Source organism: Streptomyces sp. NPDC051020, from assembly GCF_040683105.1.
Taxonomy (GTDB): Bacteria; Actinomycetota; Actinomycetes; order Streptomycetales; family Streptomycetaceae; genus Streptomyces.
The window spans coordinates 14,605-33,318 of sequence record NZ_JBFBCG010000076.1 but is presented as its reverse complement, the minus strand read 5'-3'; the positions used below and the strand labels follow the sequence as shown (position 1 = coordinate 33,318).

19 protein-coding genes and 1 pseudogene are annotated in these 18,714 nt (G+C 70.1%); 8 read left to right on the top strand and 12 right to left on the bottom strand.

Going from position 1 to position 18,714, the window contains the following annotated elements:
• Positions 1 to 177 precede the first annotated feature (177 nt).
• The 7 genes and pseudogenes from AB0N06_RS30545 to AB0N06_RS30515 form a co-directional block, all read right to left on the bottom strand.
• Positions 178 to 1,854 (bottom strand): ABC transporter ATP-binding protein, encoded by a 1,677-nt coding sequence (locus tag AB0N06_RS30545; protein WP_366137938.1) that lies wholly within the window; start codon positions 1,852 to 1,854, stop codon positions 178 to 180.
• Positions 1,851 to 2,840, bottom strand: a complete 990-nt coding sequence (locus tag AB0N06_RS30540) for an ABC transporter permease (RefSeq protein ID WP_366137937.1) — start codon at positions 2,838 to 2,840, stop codon at positions 1,851 to 1,853. Before AB0N06_RS30540 ends, AB0N06_RS30545 begins: the two co-directional genes overlap by 4 nt.
• Positions 2,837 to 3,823, bottom strand: coding sequence for an ABC transporter permease (locus AB0N06_RS30535; RefSeq protein WP_366137936.1), 987 nt, complete (start codon positions 3,821 to 3,823; stop codon positions 2,837 to 2,839). The genes AB0N06_RS30540 and AB0N06_RS30535 overlap by 4 nt, the downstream gene beginning before the upstream one ends.
• Positions 3,824 to 3,825: 2 nt before the next feature.
• A pseudogene (locus tag AB0N06_RS30530) lies at positions 3,826 to 4,840 on the bottom strand (ABC transporter substrate-binding protein); the annotation flags it as partial.
• Positions 4,841 to 4,940: 100 nt separating this feature from the next.
• On the bottom strand, positions 4,941 to 5,036 hold the full coding sequence (locus AB0N06_RS30525) for an Ms4533A family Cys-rich leader peptide (RefSeq protein ID WP_358860501.1): 96 nt from the start codon (positions 5,034 to 5,036) through the stop codon (positions 4,941 to 4,943).
• 143 nt (positions 5,037 to 5,179) lie between these two features.
• Positions 5,180 to 6,547 (bottom strand): DUF3152 domain-containing protein, encoded by a 1,368-nt coding sequence (locus tag AB0N06_RS30520; RefSeq protein WP_366137935.1) that lies wholly within the window; start codon positions 6,545 to 6,547, stop codon positions 5,180 to 5,182.
• Positions 6,532 to 7,494: an alpha/beta hydrolase gene (locus AB0N06_RS30515; protein ID WP_366137934.1), complete on the bottom strand. Its 963-nt coding sequence runs from the start codon at positions 7,492 to 7,494 to the stop codon at positions 6,532 to 6,534. The genes AB0N06_RS30520 and AB0N06_RS30515 overlap by 16 nt, the downstream gene beginning before the upstream one ends.
• Before the next feature lie 110 nt (positions 7,495 to 7,604).
• Here AB0N06_RS30515 and AB0N06_RS30510 point away from each other — a divergent pair, with 110 nt between their 5' ends.
• From AB0N06_RS30510 to AB0N06_RS30495, 4 genes are all read left to right on the top strand, one after another.
• A complete protein-coding gene (locus AB0N06_RS30510; protein WP_345510504.1) occupies positions 7,605 to 7,820 on the top strand; it encodes a hypothetical protein in 216 nt (71 codons plus the stop codon).
• 168 nt (positions 7,821 to 7,988) lie between these two features.
• Positions 7,989 to 8,630: a TetR/AcrR family transcriptional regulator gene (locus AB0N06_RS30505; protein WP_030915445.1), complete on the top strand. Its 642-nt coding sequence runs from the start codon at positions 7,989 to 7,991 to the stop codon at positions 8,628 to 8,630.
• A gap of 148 nt (positions 8,631 to 8,778) precedes the next feature.
• Positions 8,779 to 9,006 (top strand): DUF3107 domain-containing protein, encoded by a 228-nt coding sequence (locus AB0N06_RS30500; RefSeq protein WP_366137933.1) that lies wholly within the window; start codon positions 8,779 to 8,781, stop codon positions 9,004 to 9,006.
• 233 nt (positions 9,007 to 9,239) lie between these two features.
• On the top strand, positions 9,240 to 9,509 hold the full coding sequence (locus AB0N06_RS30495; protein ID WP_366137932.1) for a hypothetical protein: 270 nt from the start codon (positions 9,240 to 9,242) through the stop codon (positions 9,507 to 9,509).
• Positions 9,510 to 9,528: 19 nt separating this feature from the next.
• Here AB0N06_RS30495 and AB0N06_RS30490 read toward each other — a convergent pair whose 3' ends face one another.
• Positions 9,529 to 10,263 carry a ferritin-like fold-containing protein gene (locus AB0N06_RS30490; protein ID WP_266981799.1) on the bottom strand — a complete coding sequence of 245 codons (735 nt, stop codon included), beginning with the start codon at positions 10,261 to 10,263 and terminating at the stop codon, positions 9,529 to 9,531.
• Between the two features lie 475 nt (positions 10,264 to 10,738).
• On the opposite strand from AB0N06_RS30490, the gene AB0N06_RS30485 reads away from it, so the two are divergent.
• Together AB0N06_RS30485 and AB0N06_RS30480 are read left to right on the top strand one after the other, a co-directional pair.
• Positions 10,739 to 12,586, top strand: coding sequence for a DEAD/DEAH box helicase (locus AB0N06_RS30485; protein ID WP_366137931.1), 1,848 nt, complete (start codon positions 10,739 to 10,741; stop codon positions 12,584 to 12,586).
• A gap of 170 nt (positions 12,587 to 12,756) precedes the next feature.
• Positions 12,757 to 13,596, top strand: a complete 840-nt coding sequence (locus tag AB0N06_RS30480) for an alpha/beta fold hydrolase (RefSeq protein WP_366137930.1) — start codon at positions 12,757 to 12,759, stop codon at positions 13,594 to 13,596.
• A gap of 16 nt (positions 13,597 to 13,612) precedes the next feature.
• On the opposite strand, the gene AB0N06_RS30475 is transcribed toward AB0N06_RS30480, so the two are convergent.
• On the bottom strand, positions 13,613 to 14,500 hold the full coding sequence (locus tag AB0N06_RS30475; RefSeq protein WP_366137929.1) for an NYN domain-containing protein: 888 nt from the start codon (positions 14,498 to 14,500) through the stop codon (positions 13,613 to 13,615).
• 210 nt (positions 14,501 to 14,710) lie between these two features.
• Between AB0N06_RS30475 and AB0N06_RS30470 the strand changes: the two genes are divergently transcribed.
• Positions 14,711 to 14,863 (top strand): hypothetical protein, encoded by a 153-nt coding sequence (locus tag AB0N06_RS30470; protein ID WP_358860511.1) that lies wholly within the window; start codon positions 14,711 to 14,713, stop codon positions 14,861 to 14,863.
• 78 nt (positions 14,864 to 14,941) lie between these two features.
• On the opposite strand, the gene AB0N06_RS30465 is transcribed toward AB0N06_RS30470, so the two are convergent.
• The 3 genes from AB0N06_RS30465 to AB0N06_RS30455 all read right to left on the bottom strand — a co-directional run bounded on the left by AB0N06_RS30465 (position 14,942) and on the right by AB0N06_RS30455 (position 17,279).
• A complete protein-coding gene (locus tag AB0N06_RS30465) occupies positions 14,942 to 15,547 on the bottom strand; it encodes a MarC family protein (RefSeq protein WP_366137928.1) in 606 nt (201 codons plus the stop codon).
• 113 nt (positions 15,548 to 15,660) lie between these two features.
• A complete protein-coding gene (locus AB0N06_RS30460; protein ID WP_366137927.1) occupies positions 15,661 to 16,527 on the bottom strand; it encodes a PHP domain-containing protein in 867 nt (288 codons plus the stop codon).
• Between the two features lie 107 nt (positions 16,528 to 16,634).
• The gene (locus tag AB0N06_RS30455) at positions 16,635 to 17,279 is read right to left on the bottom strand and encodes a DUF6758 family protein (RefSeq protein ID WP_366137926.1); all 645 of its coding nucleotides are present in this window, start codon (positions 17,277 to 17,279) and stop codon (positions 16,635 to 16,637) included.
• A gap of 157 nt (positions 17,280 to 17,436) precedes the next feature.
• Here AB0N06_RS30455 and AB0N06_RS30450 point away from each other — a divergent pair, with 157 nt between their 5' ends.
• On the top strand, positions 17,437 to 18,669 hold the full coding sequence (locus tag AB0N06_RS30450; RefSeq protein WP_366137925.1) for an MFS transporter: 1,233 nt from the start codon (positions 17,437 to 17,439) through the stop codon (positions 18,667 to 18,669).
• Positions 18,670 to 18,714: the final 45 nt, after the last annotated feature.

Here is an 18,714-nt window from a genome sequence, read left to right as displayed (position 1 = left end):
GCTCTCCCTAGGGGCGCCCGGGGTGGTTTGGCCCACCACGCGCGCCCCCCCCCTAGGGTTACCGGGGGGGGGGGGGTGGTGGGTTCCCCAACCCCCCCACCGAAAGGGGTGAACCGTCGTAACTTTCCCACGCCCATAGCGTTCTGTCGCGCTATGAGGGTGATTGGTTACGCAGGGTCAGACTACGGCCAGCTCCTTGCGGGCCGCCCGGCGCACCGTCGCGAGCGCCGGATCGAGCGCGGGTACGGCGGCGAGAAGCTGCTTGGTGTACGGATCCTGCGGTGCCCCGTAGACCTCGTCGACGCTGCCCTGTTCGACGATCCGGCCCTGTCGCATCACCGCGACCCGGTCGCTGACCTGCCGGACGACGGCGAGGTCATGGGCGATGAAGACCAGCCCGAGTCCCAGTTCCCGCTGGAGTTCGGCGAGGAGTGCGGTGACCTGCGCCTGGGTGGTGACATCGAGCGCGGAGACCGGTTCGTCGCAGACGATCAGCTTGGGGTCGGCGGCGAGTGCACGGGCGATGCCGACGCGCTGGCGCTGTCCGCCGCTGAATTCGTGCGGGTAGCGGTCGTACCGGTCGGGGTCGAGCCCGACACGTTCCAGCAGTTCCCGGACACGACTGCGAATCCTGGTGTCATCGAGGACGCCCGCGGCGCGCAGCGGATCGGCGACGGATTCACCGATCGAGCGGCGCGGGTTGAGCGAGGCGACGGGGTCCTGGAAGACCATCTGGAGCTCGCGCCGGTACGGCCGCAGTGCTTTGTCGGACAGGGAGCCGATCTCCGCACCCCCGTAGTGGAGCCTGCCCCCCGTGGGGTCGAGGAGGCGTACGAGCATCCGGCCGAGCGTCGTCTTGCCGCTGCCGCTCTCGCCGACGATGCCGAGTGTCTCGCCGCGGTGGACGGTGAGGGAGACGCCGTCCACGGCGATCAGCCGGCCGCTGCCGCGCCCGAATTCGCGCCGCAGGCCGACTGCTTCGAGCAGCGGCTCGCCATCGCCTGCGCCCCGCGTCTCCGGGATGGGCACCGCGTCCTTCACGTCCGGCGCCGCGGCCGGCACCACCCGCTTCACGTCCACCCGCGGGACCGCGGAGAGGAGTTCGCGGGTGTACGGCCGACGGGGCGCACCGAACACGTCGGCGACCGGCCCGCTCTCCACCTCCCGGCCCGCTTGCATGACCAGCACGTCGTCGACGCTCTCCGCCGCGACGCCCACGTCATGGGTGACCAGCAGCAGTCCCATGCCCGTTTCCTGGCGCAGGTGGTGCAGCAAATCGAGGATCTGGGCCTGGACGGTGACGTCCAGCGCGGTCGTCGGTTCGTCGGCGATCAGCAGCTGCGGCTCGCAGGCGAGCGCCATCGCGATGAGGGCGCGCTGCCGCATCCCGCCGGAGAACTCGTGCGGCCGGGACCGGGAACGCCGTGCCGCGTCCGGGATGCCGACCCGGTCGAGGACCTCCACGGCCCGCGCCCGCGCCGCCCGCCGGGAGGCACGCGTGTGGACCCGGTACACCTCGGCGATCTGGTCGCCGACCGCGTAGTACGGGTCCAGGGACGACAGCGGGTCCTGAAAGACCATCGCGGCCTTGGCCCCGCGCAGCGCCCGCAGTTCCGCGTCGTTTGCCGTCTGTACATCCACGCCGGCGACCCGGATCGAGCCGCCGACGGTGGTGCCTGTCCCCCGGTGCAGTCCGAGCAGGGCGTACGCCGACGCGCTCTTGCCGGAGCCGGACTCACCGACGACACCGAGGGCGGCGCCCGCCTCCAGCGTGAAGGAGACTCCGTCGACGGCCCGGACGCCTGCCGCGCCGTCGAAGGAGATCGTCAGATCGGAGACCTCGACGAGGCTCATGACAGCACCACCCGACGGTCGGCCATCGCCTGCAGGATGTCCGCGACGGCATTGGCAAGGACGACGAAGAAGCCGGTGACGAGCACCAGGCCGACGACGACCGGAAGGTCGACGTTCTGCACGGCGTCGACGAGTTCACGGCCGACGCCGGGGATGTTGAACAGCGATTCGGTGAGGACGGCGCCGCCGAACATCGAGCCGATGTCCAGTGCACCGAGTGCGATCACGGGGCCGAGCGCGCCGCGCAGCGCATGCCGCACGACGAGCCCCCGCTCGCTCACCCCGTAGGCGCGGAAGGTGCGCACATGGTCCTCGGCGAGGGTCTCCAGCATGGACGACCGGGTCATCCGGGCGTACGGAGCGGCGGAGACCAGCGCCAGCGCGACCCAGGGCAGCAGCAGGTTCCAGGCCCACTGCTCCGGGTTCTCGGTGAGCGGTACGTAGTCGGGGAACGGCAGCAGTTGCAGCGCCGAGCAGAACACGATGATCAGCAGCAGGCCGGTGACGAAGACCGGCGTGGCCATGCCGGCCAGGGTCAGCCCGGTGAGGATCCGCTCGGTCGCGCGGCCGCGCCGCCACACCGAGAGCAGTCCGGTGCCGACGCCGAGCAGGATCCACAGCACGAAGGCGCCGATGGCGAGCGAGGCGGTGGCCGGGAGCTTGGTGAGGATCAGCTGGGTGACCTGCTGGTCGTCCTGGTAGGAGCGGCCGAGGCAGGGGGCCTGGCAGTGCAGGATCCCGGTGCCGGTCGAGTAGTCGCGGCCGACGAAGATCCCCTGGAGGAAGTGTGCGTACTGCATGTACAGCGGGTCACCCAGCCGGAGCTGGTCGCTGACCTGCGCCACCTGGGCGGGTGAGCAGCGGGGCCCGCAGGCGATCTGTGCGACGTTGCCCGGGGCGACGTAGAACGCGGCGTGGACGACGACGCTGAGGGCGAGGAGCACGAACAGCGCCCCGCCGAGGCGCCGCAGCAGGAACCGGGTCATGCTCCGGCCTCCTTCTTGCGTCCGGTGCCGATCCGCAGCCGCGAGGCGACGCGCGGGTCGAGTGCGTTGCGCACGCCCTCGCCGAGGACGGTCAGGGCCAGCACGGTGACGAAGATGAGCAGGGCGGGTATCAGCAGATAGGTGGGCGCCGCCTGGTACCAGGTGTCGGCGTCACTGAGCATCTGTCCCCAGGACGGCGTGGGCGGCTTGATGCCGACGCCGAGGAAGGACAGTGCGGCTTCGACGACGATGTTGCCGGGGAAGAGCAGCACGGCGTACGTGATGACGGGTGCGGCGAGCGCGGGCAGCAGCTCGCGCCGGGCGATCCGCCGGCCGCCCCAGCCGCTGAGCCGGGCGGCGGCGACATGGTCGAGCGACTTCAGCGCGAGGGTCTGGGCGCGCACGATCCTGGAGATGCCGGACCAGCCGACCAGCCCGACGATCGCGGCGATCAGCACCGGGCGCGGGAAGTCCGCGGGGACGACGGCGAGCGCGCCGAGCGCGATCACCATGACGGGCAGGGCGACGACGATGTCGGTGACGCGGCTGAGCGCCTGGTCGACGAACCGGTTGCCGAGCCCGGCGGCGAGACCGACGGCCACACCGATGATCACCTGGAGCAGAGTCGCGGCCAGCGCGACGCCGAGCGAGACCCGCGCCCCGTACACGACACGGGCGAACAGGTCGCGGCCAGTGAGCGGTTCGACGCCGAGCCAGTGCTCGGCGCTGATGCCGCCGAACGATCCCAGCGGTACGCCACCGGTGGCGGAGTCGACGAGGTTCGCGTGGTACGTGGTGGGGTCCTGGCCCTCGATGCCCGCCAGCAGCGGCGCGGCGAGCGCGACCAGGACCAGCAGGGCGACGACGACGGCCGCCACGACGGCGGAGCGCCGCGCGCGCAGCCGCCGGCTGAACGAGGAGGCCCCGGAGGCGGGGGCCGCCGCAGCGGCCCCCGCCTCCTTGACCAGCAGTGCTTCGGCCATGGTTACTTGACCGCGACCTGCGAGATGTCGAGCACGCCGGTCCAGTCGCTGATGACGACGTTCTTGACGGCCTCGCCGTACAGGCGCTTGTAGACCGGGTGGAACAGCGGGACGGTCACCGCCTGCTCACCGATCTTCTTGTCAAGTGCGCCCCAGCGCTTCGCGGCCGCGCTCAGGTCGGTCAGCTTGTTGATCTCGTCGATTTCTTTGTTGACGGAGGCGTCGTCGAGCTGGGAAGTGTTGAAGTTGTAGCCGTTCTTGACGATCTGGCGTCCGTCAAAAATCGGTGCGAGGAACGGACCGCCGGACGGCCAGTCGGCGCCCCAGCCGGTGAGGAAGAAGCCAGGCTCGCTCTTCACGTTGTGGATCTTGTCCGAGTAGGCGTTGCCCTCCAGACCCTCCAGCTCGACCGTGATCCCGGCCTTCTTCAGTGCCTCCTGGACGGCGGTGGCGATCTCCGGGCTGGTGGCGAAGTTCTTCTCGTTGGAGTGCGTGAGCGTGATGGTCAGGCCTGGCATAACCGGCTTCCTTCAGCAGCTCCTTGGCCTTGGCCGCGTTGCCGGTCTTGCCGGCCGGGAAGGCGTCGTACGCGCTGTGGCCGAAGGACGCCTGCTCCGGCAGGAAGGTGGTGGCGGGCTCGGCGAGCGAGGAGCCACCGGCCGCGTTGACGACCGAGGTGCGGTCGACGGCGTACGAGATCGCCTGGCGCACCTTCGGGTTGTCGAACGGCTTCACCTTCGGGTTGAAGGCGATGTAGTTCGTGTATCCGAAGTGGCCGGTGCCGACACGGGCGGCGAGCTTCTTGTCGCCGGTGACCTTGGCGAGCTCGGCCGGCCCGAGGTTGGTGTCGGTGGTGACGGCGGCGGCGTCCACGCCCCGGGAGGCGGCGAGCCGCTGGTTGATGACGGCGGAGTCGAGTCCGGAGCGGACATCGATCCGGTCCGGGTACGCCTTGCGCTCCTCGTCGGTGGCGGCCGACCAGAACGTGTTGCGCTCCAGGACGAGGCGCTCGCCGTCGCGCCTGCGGACGGAGTACGCCCGGCGCGGCAGTCGGGAAGAACCGTTCCCTGCGGGACAGGGCTCGGGGAAAGGGAGTCGACGCGCGCTCAGGCAGGCGTCAGCAACAGTGAATGTCGGCGACGCTGTGCCCGGTCACACCGATGAGCGCCAGCTCTATTGCGGCGCGTTCGAAGGTGACGGGCTTGCGTGACATGCCGAGAAATATGCGCGACGGCACCGTTGATGTCAACGCGGAATAAGGCATCCGTCCCACATGTCGGACAACCTTTCCAAGGGCCGGACAGTCGGCCCGATCGCGGGCATCGGCCGGGAGGCAGCCGGACGGTCCGGCCGGACTCAACTACGCGGATACACCCAGGCGTTGGGGCGGCACTTGATGCCGTCGATATCGAGGGACTTGGTCTGCTGCTGCATCACGGGAGCCAGTGCGCCCGGCGTTCGGCAGCTCACATGATTGTGACCCAGCCGGTGGCCGACCTCGTGATTGATCAGCATCTGGCGGTAGGAGAAGAGCTTCTCCGGGCCGAACGTCGACGACCCCTGCGCCCAGCGATAGGCGTTGATCATCACGCGCTCGGTCGCCGCCGAATCGCACGAGACGTTGTCTTCGGTCGTATCGAGACCCGACTTCCCGCACCAGTCACCGGTGGTTCCCGGGCTGGCCAGAGTGATCACGAAATCCGGATCGCCCTTGGAGATCCGCTCGAAAGTCATGGCGCCGCCGTGCGCCCAACTACGGTCGTCATTAAGGGTTTTCTGGACCGCCTCGGCAAAAAGTCCGGCGTCGAGACCGAGACCTTTCTCGACATCGATCCGGTATCGATACTTATGCCCCCGGCCCGGCGCCTTCGCGGTTCCCGGGACCGTCTCGAAGCGTCCGGAACCCTTGAGTTCCGGAGCGAGCGGATAGGCCATGGCCATCTTCTGCTCGTACGAAAGAGGCGCGACCACCGCCGCTTTCGGTGTCTGCCGGCCGTCCGAGCGGGAGGAGGTGTCCTCGCCACGGTCCCGGTCGACACCCGTCCCGGGTGCGGCCACGCCGACCCGCCCGCTGCTGTCGTGCGCGACCTGGCCGGCCACCACCACCGCCAGCACGGTGGTCACGGCGGCGGCCGCGACACCGGTGAAGGTGCGCCCCTTGCCGCTCCTGGTGACCGGCGGGGCATCGGCGTCGCCGGGACGCGGCTGCTCGCCCCCGTCGCCGACCGAGGTGACCGGGCCGACCGGCGGGGCGGACGGGGAACGAGGGGCCCGGGGCGCGGGCGGTGCGTCGAAGGCGTCGACGAACTCCCGCCGCGGTCCCGGTATCAGCGACCGCGTACCGGCCGCGGGCTGCCGGTCCGGCGTCCCCTCCGGCACGGGCCGAGGCGTCTCGGGCGTCCCGGGCCGCAGGCTCGGGCCGCCCGGCCGCCCCGGAGCCTGCCGGTCGCCGAACACCGGCTGCGGTCCGGTCTCCCGGTCGCCGCCCGGCTCGCGCTGCTCGGGATGGCCGCCGCGCACCTGCGGGACCCCCTGGAACGGAGTGTGCCCGTCCCTGCCGGGCGGTGCTCCGGCCACCTTCCTGCGCCGTCCGCTGCCGGGCTCCACGCGGATCGCCTCAGGAGCGCCGCCCCGGTCCGCCGCGGCGGCATCGATATCTCGCTCGTCGGCTTGGGGCCCTTTTCGACTGTGTCGTCCCACGCCCCGGATCAGCTCCCGCCGCATTCGTCGAGCAATTCCCGGAACGCCTGGGCGACCGCTTCCGGGTACTCCATCATCGCCACGTGCCCGGCATCGGGCAGTGTCAGCAGCCGCGAATCGCGGAAAGCCGCGGACGCTCTGCGTGCCATCCGGTACGAGACGAGCTGGTCCCGTCCGCCGTACACGAGCTGGGTCGGCGCGAGCACACGCTCGGCCTGACGCCACAGTCCGTGCTGCCCGCCCAGCGTGTACGCATCGACGATGCCACGCGCCGAGCGCGCCATCGCATCCCAGAAGTACGGCAGTTCCAGCCGTCGCTCCATTTCCGCCACCGCTTCGAGGAAGCCGGCCTCGGAGACGCGTGCCGGATCGCCGTAACAGAGTGCCATGACTCCGCGCGTCCGTTGTTCCGCCGTCATGTCCTTGGTCATCCGGGAGAACAGGGATGCGACCCCCGGAACGGCGAGCAGTCCGGTCGGCACGGCGGGCCACTGCACCCGGATCTCGGGCAGCGCCGGTGAGATAAGAGTGAGCGTCCGCACCAGGTCGGGGCGGACGGCCGCGACCCGGGTGGCCACCGCGCCGCCGAGCGAATTACCGAAGAGATGGACGGGGCCGCGCTCCCCCGCGTCCAGAAGCCGGATCACCGCGCGGGCGTGCCCGGTGACCGAATAATTGCCGTCGTCGGGCGGCGGGGAGTCCCCGAAGCCGGGCAGGTCGACCGCCTCGCCGTCCACCACGTCCTGGAGCAGCGGCATCAGCGCCGACCAGTTCTGCGAGGAGCCGCCGAGCCCGTGCACGTAGAGCGCGGGCGGCAGCCCGGTCCGCTCCGGCGGCCGGGCGCGAACGTTCAGCGTCAGGCCGGGGAGCGCGACGGAGCGCAGCTCCTCCCCTTCGGCGACCCGGACGGTGCTCACCATGGGGGCCGCCGCAGCGGCGGCTCGGACTCCCGGCAGCTCGGTCGAAGACATGCGGCAATGTTACGAGACGATCACGCTGTGGTTCATGTGTTCGCCGTCACAGATCGCATAGCGCCGTGCCGGGGTAGCTCCTACGCTCGAATCTAAGGAAGGGAGTCACCATGACGGTCGACCCCAGCGACCCGGAGACCTTCGAGAGAATTCAGCCGGACGAGCCGGACCCGGAGGCACCCGAGGCTGACGCGGCCGAGCAGCAGGCCGATCTCCAGCCGAGGAGCGACGATCCACTCACGGACATCGACCGGGACACCGCAAACGAGGCGGACGCGGCGGAGCAGGCGCGCGTCGTAGCGGAGGACGAGGACGATTACCGCTGATACGCCCCGCTTTGCCGTGCAGGTCGACAAATCTGTGGCTACCGCAGCCGTCCGGTCCGTGAAATTCTGCGTCCGCGCCGCGCGCACCCGGGTTACTCAAAAGTACGATGGCTGTACGGCGCAGCGTGCAGAAAAAAGATGTGTTCGATCACAATTTTGGGAGGCGGCGTGACAGCCATCGAGCAGACAGAGGCGGCGCGCCCGCGGGGCACTCGCCTGCCTCGCCGCGCCCGACGCAACCAGCTGCTGGGCGCCGCGCAGGAGGTCTTCGTCGCGCAGGGGTACCACTCCGCCGCGATGGACGACATCGCCGAGCGGGCCGGTGTCAGCAAGCCGGTGCTCTACCAGCACTTCCCGGGCAAGCTGGAGCTCTATCTGGCTCTGCTCGACCAGCACTGCGAATCGCTGCTGCAGGCGGTCCGTACCGCGCTGGCGTCGACGACGGACAACAAGCTCCGGGTCGCCGCGACGATGGACGCCTATTTCGCGTACGTCGAGGACGAGGGCGGCGCCTTCCGGCTGGTCTTCGAGTCGGACCTGACGAACGAGCCGGCGGTACGGGAACGGGTCGACCGGGTCTCGCTGCAGTGCGCGGAGGCGATCTCCGACGTCATCGCGGGGGACACGGGGCTCTCCAAGGACGAGTCGATGCTGCTCGCGGTCGGTCTGGGCGGCGTGTCGCAGGTCGTCGCCCGGTACTGGCTGTCCAGCCAGTCGGCGATTCCGCGCGACACGGCGGTACAGCTCCTCACCTCGCTGGCCTGGCGTGGCATCGCCGGGTTCCCCCTGCACGGCATCGATCAGCACTGACGTCCGATCGGCGCTCCTCCGTATCCGCAGTACGTGTTCGCTGCGGGCGTTGCCTGCCGACCTCTGACAGCTCCGCTCACCGGGCTAATGTGTGGTGCGTACGGCGCGGCTCACGCGCAAGAGGACTGACCGTCGGAGGGACATAGCCGTGGAGGTCAAGATCGGCGTGCAGCACGCACCCCGGGAGATCGTTCTGGAGAGCGGAGTTTCCGCCGAGGAGGTCGAGAGCGCGGTCGCCGAGGCTCTGACCGGCAAGACGCAGCTGCTCAGCCTCACGGACGACAAGGGCCGCAAGGTCCTGGTGCCGGCCGACCGGGTCGCCTATGTGGAGATCGGCGAGCCGAGCACGCGGCGGGTGGGGTTCGGCGCGCTCTAGGGACAAAGGCGCAGCAATTCGAAGCGGCCCGGAGGGGTGTATCCCCTCCGGGCCGCTTCTGCGTTCCGCCGCTGCTCCGTTCCGGTTGCGGCTGTGCGGCACCTGTGCGGAACCTGCCCCAGGAGGGTTGCGTTCCGCAGCCCACGGGTAGTACGGCCTACGACCGCTTTACCCTCCCCCATCGCTCTGGAAGCAGGGGAGACACCCCTCCGCAACCCGCGAGGTGATCGTCTGTGATCTGGGAATCCCTCGGCTCCGTCGCGCTTGGACTCGCCCTCTCCTGGGCGGCGCTCCGCTCGCTGTCCGGCCGGCTCCCGTCCCGCCGCGCCGTCTACGCCACCGGTGCTCTGGGTGCCCTGTTCGGCGCGTATCTGATGCACTCGGTGCTGGGACCAGGACACGTCCTGGCCACGCTGATCGGCGCGGTGCTGATCGGCGCGGTGACGCTGTCGCTGCTGATCCGCCCGCGCGGCCGCCGCCTGAGCCGATCAGCGGCGGCCTGAGGGGGCCGTCGGCGGCCTGTCAGGCAGCCAGTCCGAGCGCGGCCATCCGCTTGGTGTGTGCCTCGGTGATCCGCGAGAACATCCGGCCGACCTCGGCCAGGTCGAACCCGTCCGCCACCCCGCCCACCAGCATCGTCGACAGCGCGTCGCGGTCGGCGACCACCCGCTGGGCCTGGGAGAGCGCCTCCCCCATCAGCCGCCGCGCCCACAGCGCGAGCCGGCCGCCGACCCGCGGGTCGGCCTCGATCGCGGCGCGCACCTTCTCGACGGCGAAGTTGCCGTGGCCCGTGTCGTCCAGCACGGCGAGGACGAGCGAACGGGTGTCCGAGTCGAGGCGGGCGGCGACCTCACGATAGAAGTCACTGGCGATCGAGTCGCCGACGTACGCCTTGACCAGACCCTCCAGCCAGTCCGACGGGGCGGTCTGGCGGTGGAAGTCGTCGAGCGCCTTGGCGAACGGCTCCATGGCCCCGGTCGGCTCGGTCTCGATCGCGGTCAGCCGGTCCGTCAGCCGCTCGAAGTGATGGAATTCGGCGGACGCCATCTTTGCCAGCTCCGCCTTGTCGGCCAGCGTCGGCGCGAGTTTTGCGTCCTCGGCGAGCCGCTCGAAGGCCGCCAGCTCCCCGTAAGCGAGGGCTCCCAGCAGATCCACGACCGCGGCACGGTACTGCGGCTCGGCGGATGCGGTGGCCCAGTCCTGGGCGGCGATTCCGGTGGGCGCGGGGGCTTCAGTGGCGTTGTCTGGCGTCTCCATGAACCGCAGAATAGCCCGCCCGTCGAAGGATGGAAGGGCCTGGTCAGCCAGTGACATCACACCGTTCCAATGAATTCGCCCAACACACATGCGCGAATCCGGGGTACAGTGGTATTGCGACTACTGAGTATTTTGGACGTACCGGTGGCGCGAAATTGAATGAGGATGCCCGGTCGGTGGCCCGATCGGCTCCGACCCGACAGCCCTCCCCGCGGGGCGTACGCCACGTACGACCGCAGATGAGGGGCCCCCTCAGCGGCACGAGCGCTCGAGCGACGGCAGTGGTCCCGCGCCACCCGGCCCATCCACGGCCGGATGACCAACCCCGGCACGGTACGACCCCCAGCGTTCGCCTCGGACCGCGTCTCACAGAAGAGGCAGCACCCTGACTACGTTCCGAGACCTCGGGATTCTTCCCGAGACGGCCGAAGCCCTTGAGGCCGTCGGCATTGTGTCCCCCTTCCCCATCCAGGAGATGACGCTCCCCGTCGCACTCTCCGGCTCCGACGTGATCGGACAGGCCAAGACCGGTACCGGCAAGACGCTCGGTTTCGGTCTTCCGCTGCTGGAGCGCGTCACCGTCCCCGCGGACGTCGAGGCGGGCCGGGCCAAGCCCGAGCAGCTGACCGATGCGCCGCAGGCGCTGGTCGTCGTCCCCACGCGTGAGCTCTGCCAGCAGGTCACCAATGACCTGCTGACCGCCGGCAAGGTTCGTAACGTCCGCGTTCTCGCGATCTACGGCGGCCGTGCGTACGAGCCCCAGGTCGAGGCCCTGAAGAAGGGCGTCGACGTGATCGTCGGCACCCCGGGCCGCCTGCTCGACCTGGCCGGCCAGCGCAAGCTCGACCTGTCGCACGTGCGTGCCCTCGTCCTCGACGAGGCCGACGAGATGCTCGACCTGGGCTTCCTGCCCGACGTCGAGCGGATCATCACCATGCTGCCGCCGGCCCGCCAGACGATGCTGTTCTCGGCGACCATGCCGGGTGCGGTCATCGGCCTCGCGCGGCGCTACATGTCGCAGCCGACGCACATCCGCGCCACCTCGCCCGACGACGAGGGCGCGACCGTCGCCAACATCTCGCAGCACGTCTTCCGTGCCCACTCCATGGACAAGCCGGAGATGGTCTCGCGGATACTGCAGGCCAACGGCCGCGGGCTGGCAATGATCTTCTGCCGCACGAAGCGGACCGCCGCCGACATCGCCGAGCAGCTGGAGAAGCGCGGTTTCGCGTCCGGCGCGGTCCATGGCGACCTCGGCCAGGGCGCCCGTGAGCAGGCGCTGCGCGCCTTCCGCAACGGCAAGGTGGACGTGCTCGTCTGCACCGATGTCGCGGCCCGAGGTATCGACGTCGAGGGCGTCACGCACGTCATCAACTACCAGTCGCCGGAGGACGAGAAGACCTACCTCCACCGCATCGGCCGGACCGGCCGTGCGGGCGCCAAGGGCATCGCGATCACGCTGGTCGACTGGGACGACATCCCGCGCTGGCAGCTGATCAACAAGGCCCTGGACCTGGAGTTCAACGACCCGGTCGAGACGTACTCCACGTCGCCGCACCTGTTCGAGGAGCTCGACATCCCGGCCGGCACCAAGGGTGTGCTGCCGCGCGCCGAGCGGACCCGTGCGGGTCTGCGGGCCGAGGAGATCGAGGACCTGGGCGAGACGGGCGGCCGCGGCCGCAAGTCGTCCGCGCCGTCGGCTTCTGCCGCACGGGAGGAGCGGGCGCCGCGTACGCCGCGTCAGCGTCGTCGTACGCGGGGCGGATCCGCGCTCGCGGAGGGCACCGCTGCCGCGGTGCCGGCGCCGACCGCGGAGCCTGTACAGGCTGCGGTGGCAGCGCCCGCCGCTGACGCCCCGGTGGAGCCGCGTACACCGCGCCGCCGTCGCCGTACGCGGGTCGCGGTCCCGGATGTCGCGGCCGAGGCAGCGGTGGCCCTGGCGGAGGCTCCGGCCGTCGCCGGGACACCGGTCGAGGCGGAGGCCGAGGCCGAGGTCAGGCCGCGTCGCCGTCGGGCCCGCACCGTCACCAAGCCTGCGGACGAGGTCGACTTCCAGATCGCGCCCATGGCCGAGCCGGTGGTGGAGGCGAAGACGGTGACGAAGCCGCGGCGTCGCGCCCGGATCGTCGCCAAGCCGGCTGAGGACGAGGTCGACTTCCAGATCGCGCCGATCGCCGAGCCCGAGCGGGAGAAGCCGCGTCGGCGGACGCGGGCCGCGGCGAAGCCGAAGGCGGAGACCGCGGTGGAGGTTCCGGTCGCGGAGGGCGAGGCCAAGCCGCGGCGGCGGCGCGCGCCGCGTACTGCGGCCAGGACCGAGGGCTGAGCACACGCCGATGATCGTTCGGGGCTCTGCCCCGGACCCCGCTCCTCGACTGCCGGAGGGGCTTGATCGTGCCGGATGGGCTTGAGGACATCCTCAGGCCCATCCGGCATGTGAGGACGGTTTGAGGACGCAGTCGGCCCGTCCGGTCGGTGAGGACATAGCCTCGTGTCATGAGTCGGCCGCCCACCTTCACTCCGCCCCCCTGCACCCGCGCCCACGCGCTGCCCACCGCGCGCGGGGCCTTCGCCGTGCTGGATGCCTCACCGCCCGCCGAACCGCGCGGCACCGCCCTTCTGCTGCCCGGATACATGGGCAGCAAGGAGGACTTCATCGCGCTCCTCGAACCGCTCTCCGCCGCCGGCTACCGCATCGTCGCCGCCGACGGGCGCGGGCAGTACGAGACCGACGGAACGGACCGTCAGGACGACTATGAACAAAGCGAGTTGGCTCGTGACGTACTCGCGCAGGCCGACGCGCTCGGTGGCTCCGTGCATCTTCTCGGGCACTCGCTCGGCGGGCAGGTCGCCCGCGCCGCCGTGCTGCTCGACGCCTCACCGTTCCGTTCGCTGACGCTGATGTCGTCCGGCCCCGCCCAGGTGGTCGAGGCCCAGCAGCTCAAGGTGAAGATGCTCAGCGAGGCGCTCGCGACGCTGAGCATGGCCGACGTGTGGGACGCGATGCGTGCCCTCGACCCGCCCGAGGACGCGGCGGCGGCGAACGGCGAGGGGCTGCGCCGGCGCTGGCTGCGCCACCGTCCCGCCCAGCTGATCGCCACCGGGCGGCAACTGGCGACCGAGCCGGACCGGGTGGCCGAACTCGCCGCCGTACCGCTGCCCTTCCATGTGCTCTCCGGCGAGCGCGACGACACCTGGCCGGTCCCGTTGCTCGACGAGATGGCGCAGCGGCTCGGCGCGCACCGCAGCCGGATCGCGGGCGCCGAGCACTCCCCCAACACGGACCGCCCGGAGCAAACCGCTGCCGCGCTGGCCGCCTTCTGGGACGGCGTGTAGCTCAGACCGACCGGTCTCAGTACTGCGCCTGCAGGTGCTGCCAGAAGCCGTCGCGCAGCGCCCGGCGCAGATGGGCGTGGCCGCGCAGCGAGTGCTGGAGCACCCGTTCGGCCTCGACCAGCAGGTCCTGGTCCACGGAGCCCGGCAGGTAGGGGTGTCCGGGCAGCAGGTCGGCAAGGGCGTCGCGGCCGCGGGCGGAGAGCCAGGTGGCGGCGATCTGCGCGCCGACGAATCGGACGTCCTCGCGGGAGGGGGCGGGAGTGTCGTCCTCGTACGTGGTGACGGCGCGTCTGGTGACGTACGGGCGACAGAAGTCCAGGTCGAAGGTGCGCTGGCTGTCGACTTCCCAGAGCAGCGGTTCGGCCTGGTTACGCCCTTCGCCCGCCTCGATGCCCCAGAGGTGGACCCGGGCCCCGTACCCCTGCGCCGCCTCGACCGCGGACACCAGGTCCTCGTCGCCGCCGACGAGCGCCGCGTCGCTGATCGCGCGGTGCCGGGCGAGGGATTCGAGGTCGGTGCGGATGAGTGAGTCGACGCCCTTCTGCTGGTTGTTGGCGTTGAGGTTGCCGAGCCTGACCTTGACGTCGGGAAGTTCGGCGATGGACTGCTGTTCGGCCGTGTGGATCCGGCGCCTGGCTCCGTCGTACCAGTACACGCGCAGGAGTCTGCTGTCCGCGAAGATGGTGCGGGCCTTGTCGATGAAGGCCTCGATCAGCCCTTCCGCGTCGAGATCGAAGGAGCGCCGGTCCTCCGTGCCGGTGACGAGCAGCCCGGCCGCGGCGTACACATAGCCCGCGTCCACGAAGATCGCGTGGGTCGAGGGGGTTTTGGACACCTCGGCGAGCATGCGCTGGAGCAGCTTGTTGGTGCGGTCCAGGCGTTCGCCGATCTCTGCCTCGTTCATGCGGACCTCATTGCCCGTGCACGGCCGGTTTCCCGCTGGTACTTAGACATCCAAAAAATTTCCTTAGCGTAGGGAATGTTTGCCTGCAGCAAGCCGTTGTCCACCTTGTGGAGCGCGGGACGCCGATGTCCGACGCTCCACGTCCTTGCGGACGGATCACCCGTCCTCCCAGTAGTTCTCCAGCAGGAGGATCAGACGAAGGGAAGCCATATGCGCTTCGAGATCATGCGACTCGACGATGTCGACGGTACCGCCGTGGACAGCACCGTCGTGGACGCCGCCTCCGTCAACCGGATCGTGCAGCAGGCCGCCTCGATAGGCCAGCGCATCTATATCCGCCCGGCCGAGACCTCGGCTTCGTAACGCCTCACCGACGTACAAAGACGAAGCGCCCCCGCACGGAAGGTCCGTGGCGGGGGCGCTGTGGTGTCCGGGGCCGCGTCAGGAGTTCTGGATGACCTGGGTGACCCCGTTGATGATCTGCTGAACGGCGATGGCCGAGAGCATCATTCCCGCGAGCCTCGTCACCAGGACGACACCGCCGTCCTTGATCACGCGGATGATCAGCAGCGAGTAGCGCATGGTCAGCCAGAGCACGACGTGCATGGCGACGATCGCCGTCCAGACCGAGAGCTGACTCCCGAAGCTGTCGGCGTGCTGCACCGCAAGGATCACCGAGACGATCGCGCCGGGGCCGGCGAGCAGCGGCATGCCCAGCGGCACGAGCGCGACATTGACATCCTTCGTCTGCGTCGGTTCGTCGGTCTTGCCGGTCAGCAGATCGAGTGCGATCAGCAGCAGGAGCAGCCCGCCCGCGATCATCAGGGCGGGGACGGAGACATGCAGATAGTCGAGGATCTGCTGGCCGAGCACACCGAAGACGGCAATCACGCCGAAGGCGACGGCAACCGCCTGGAGCGCCATCTTGCGCTGCATCTTGGCGGGCCGGCCGGCGGTGAGGGCGAGGAAGATCGGGGTGATTCCAGGTGGATCCATAATCACAAAAAGCGTGAGAAATAGGGATCCGAAGACAGCAACGTCGAACACAGTGAGGCCTTGCGAGAAGAGAGCGGGTCGAGAGGGGACATTCACAGCGCGCAGCCGTGAGCGGCCGGGCGAGCGAGAAAAGGTGATGAGGGACGAGATGCGCGGACAGGCGGCTACGCGTCGCGGGGCCCGCCGGTGCCCGGCACCGGGAAGGCTCCGGTGGCACGCCGGGTGATCTCGCCGTAGATCTCCGGGTCGGTGGTGTACTCGCCGAGCTGTACGGTCTTGCGGCTACCGTGGTAGTCACTGGAGCCGGTGGCCAGCAGCCCCAGTTCCTTGGCGAGCCCGCGCAGCCGGGACCTGGTCGGCTCGTCGTGGTCCATGTGGTCGACCTCGATGCCGTCGAGGCCCGCGTCGGCGAGCCGCGCGATGGCCGCCTCGGGCACCACTTCGCCGCGCTTGACGGCGAGCGGGTGGGCGAAGACGGTGACGCCACCTGCGGCCTTGACCAGCCGGATCGCGTCGAACGGGTCGAGCTCGTGCTTCCGTACGTACGCGCGTCCGCCGTCCGCGAGCCACTCGGGCGTGAAGGCGTCGGAGACCGTCTCGACGACGCCGAGCTCGACGAGCGCGGTGGCGATGTGCGGCCTGCCGACCGAGCCGTCCCCCGCGATCCGGGCGACCTGCTGCCACTCGACCGGGACGCCGAGCTCCTGGAGCTTGCGGACCATGGTCTGCGCGCGCGGCACCCGGTCGTCCCGTACCAGCTCGCGTTCGCGCGCCAGTTCCGGCTCGTCGGGGTCGAAGAGGTACGCGAGCATGTGCAGCCCCACACCGTCGACCCGGCAGGAGAGCTCGGCGCCGGTGACGAGGGTGAGGCCCTCGGGGAGCGCGGCGATCGCCTCGGCGTGGCCGCGGGCGGTGTCGTGGTCGGTGAGGGCGACGACGTCGAGGCCCGCGGCGGCGGCGTTCCGTACCAGTTCCGCGGGGCTGTCCGTGCCGTCCGAGGCGGTGGAGTGGGTGTGCAGGTCGATGCGCACGACGCGTACTCCAGTGCTCGCAGCCGGACAGGGGGACTGCCCCAGGATAACCGGCATTCGAACAGCGCCCGGCCGGTCACGGCAGAACCCGGGCACACGTCCGGCGGTCAGGGCCGGTCGAGCAGCCGTGGTGTGAGCGCCCCGCACGGCACGAGTTCGGCCTCCGCCCCGGCCTCGCGGAGGTCGGCCAGTATCAGTTCGTCGTACATCAGCAGCCCGGACTGCTCGGGCCAGACGATCGCCCAGAGCCAGAGCCCGCGCGCCTCACCGACGAAGACCGCCCGGTCCTCGGGGGCACCCTTGACGTGCCAGAGCGAGGTGGGGCGTCCGGCGGCGAGCACCTTGGCGTCGGGAGGTCCGTCGACATTGAGGGACGGGCCGGGGTCGGGGCCGTCGATCCCTGCGTAGCGCGCACCGAGTCCGACCCCCAGCTCCTCGGCGACGAGCAGCAGCTCGCCCATACCGCCGAGTGGACCAGGACCCGAGCAGGCGACGACGGTGGCGCGGCCGCCGCTGCGGTCGTCGCCCGCGTACGAGACACCGGTGAACAGCCAGCCGACGGGCAGCGGCCAGGGCATCCACACCGGCACCCGGGCGCGGGCCACCACCACCCCGAGCGCCTCGACGCTGGGCGGGGTCACCGGCTGCAACGGATACACGGCGCCATGCAGCGCGCACTGCCAGGTGTCGGCGAAAAGACCGGGCGCCCTGACCCGGCCTCCGCACTTCGGGCAACTGGGTTCGCCCCTCATAGCGACCAACGGTCCTCCCAGGCTGTCGCCGCGTCAAGGACGATCACCCGTCCGCAGCGTGGCTCCCACCAGGGGAAATAGATGTAATTTGCACTCATTAGCTTCTCTAACTTATTCTGTGCATAATGCATCGATCTAGTGGAGAGTGAGAAGGCCCATGCAGGGAGAGGATCCGTTCGATCAAGGAGCGGGCAGTATCCTGCGCCAGCCGAAGGCCGTCTGGGCCACCGCGGGCGCCTCTGTTGTCGCGTTCATGGGAATCGGGCTGGTGGACCCGATTCTGCCGTCCATCGCCAAGGGGCTCGAGGCGACGCCCAGCCAGGTGTCCCTGCTCTTCACCTCGTACTTCCTGATCACCGCGGTCGCGATGCTCGTCACCGGCTTCGTCTCCAGCCGGATCGGCGGCCGCAAGACCCTCCTGACCGGTCTCGCGCTCGTCGTCGTCTTCGCCGCACTCTCCGGCACCTCGTCGTCCGTCGCGGAACTCGTCGGGTTCCGCGCCGGCTGGGGACTCGGCAACGCGCTCTTCGTCTCGACCGCGCTCGCCGTGATCGTCGGCGCGGCGGCCGGCGGCAGCTCGGCGGCGATCCTGCTGTACGAGTCGGCGCTCGGCCTCGGCATGGCGTGCGGGCCGCTGCTCGGCGCGCTGCTCGGCGACGCCAGCTGGCGCTACCCGTTCTTCGGTACCGCGGCCCTGATGGCGATCGGCTTCATCTGCATCACGGCGTTCCTGAAGGAACAGCCGAAGCCCGCCCGCAAGACCTCACTGCTCGACCCGGTCAAGGCGCTCGGCCATGGCGGTCTCGCCTCCGTCGCGACCTCGGCGTTCTTCTACAACTACGCGTTCTTCACGATCCTGGCGTTCACGCCGTTCGTGCTGAACATGACGCCGTACAAGTCCGGAGCGGTCTTCTTCGCCTGGGGTCTGCTGCTCGCCGTCTTCTCGGTGCTCGTCGCACCCCGGCTGCAAAAGCGCCTCGGCTCGCTCAGGGTGCTCGGCGCCTCACTGGTGCTGCTCGCCGCCGACCTGCTGATCCTCGGCTACGGCAACCACACCACGGCCATCGTCTGCACGGTCGTCTCCGGCGCCTTCATCGGCATGAACAACACCGTCTACACGGAGCTGGCACTCGGCGTCTCGGACGCGCCGCGTCCGGTGGCGAGCGCGGGTTACAACTTCGTCCGCTGGTTCGCCGCGGCAGCCGCCCCGTATCTCGCGCCGAAGATCGAGGAATGGAGCAACATCCACATCCCGTTCGTGGTCGCCGCGGTCGCGGCCGCCGTCGGCGCCGCCGTCATCTGGGTCCGGCGCACGGCACTGACCCACGAGGCAAAGGAGCTGGAGCCGAAGCACGCCACCGAGGACGGTGTCACGGCCTTCGCCAACTGATCCTTACGCGAACCCTGTTCCGCCCCGCCCGCAGCTCCCCCTCCT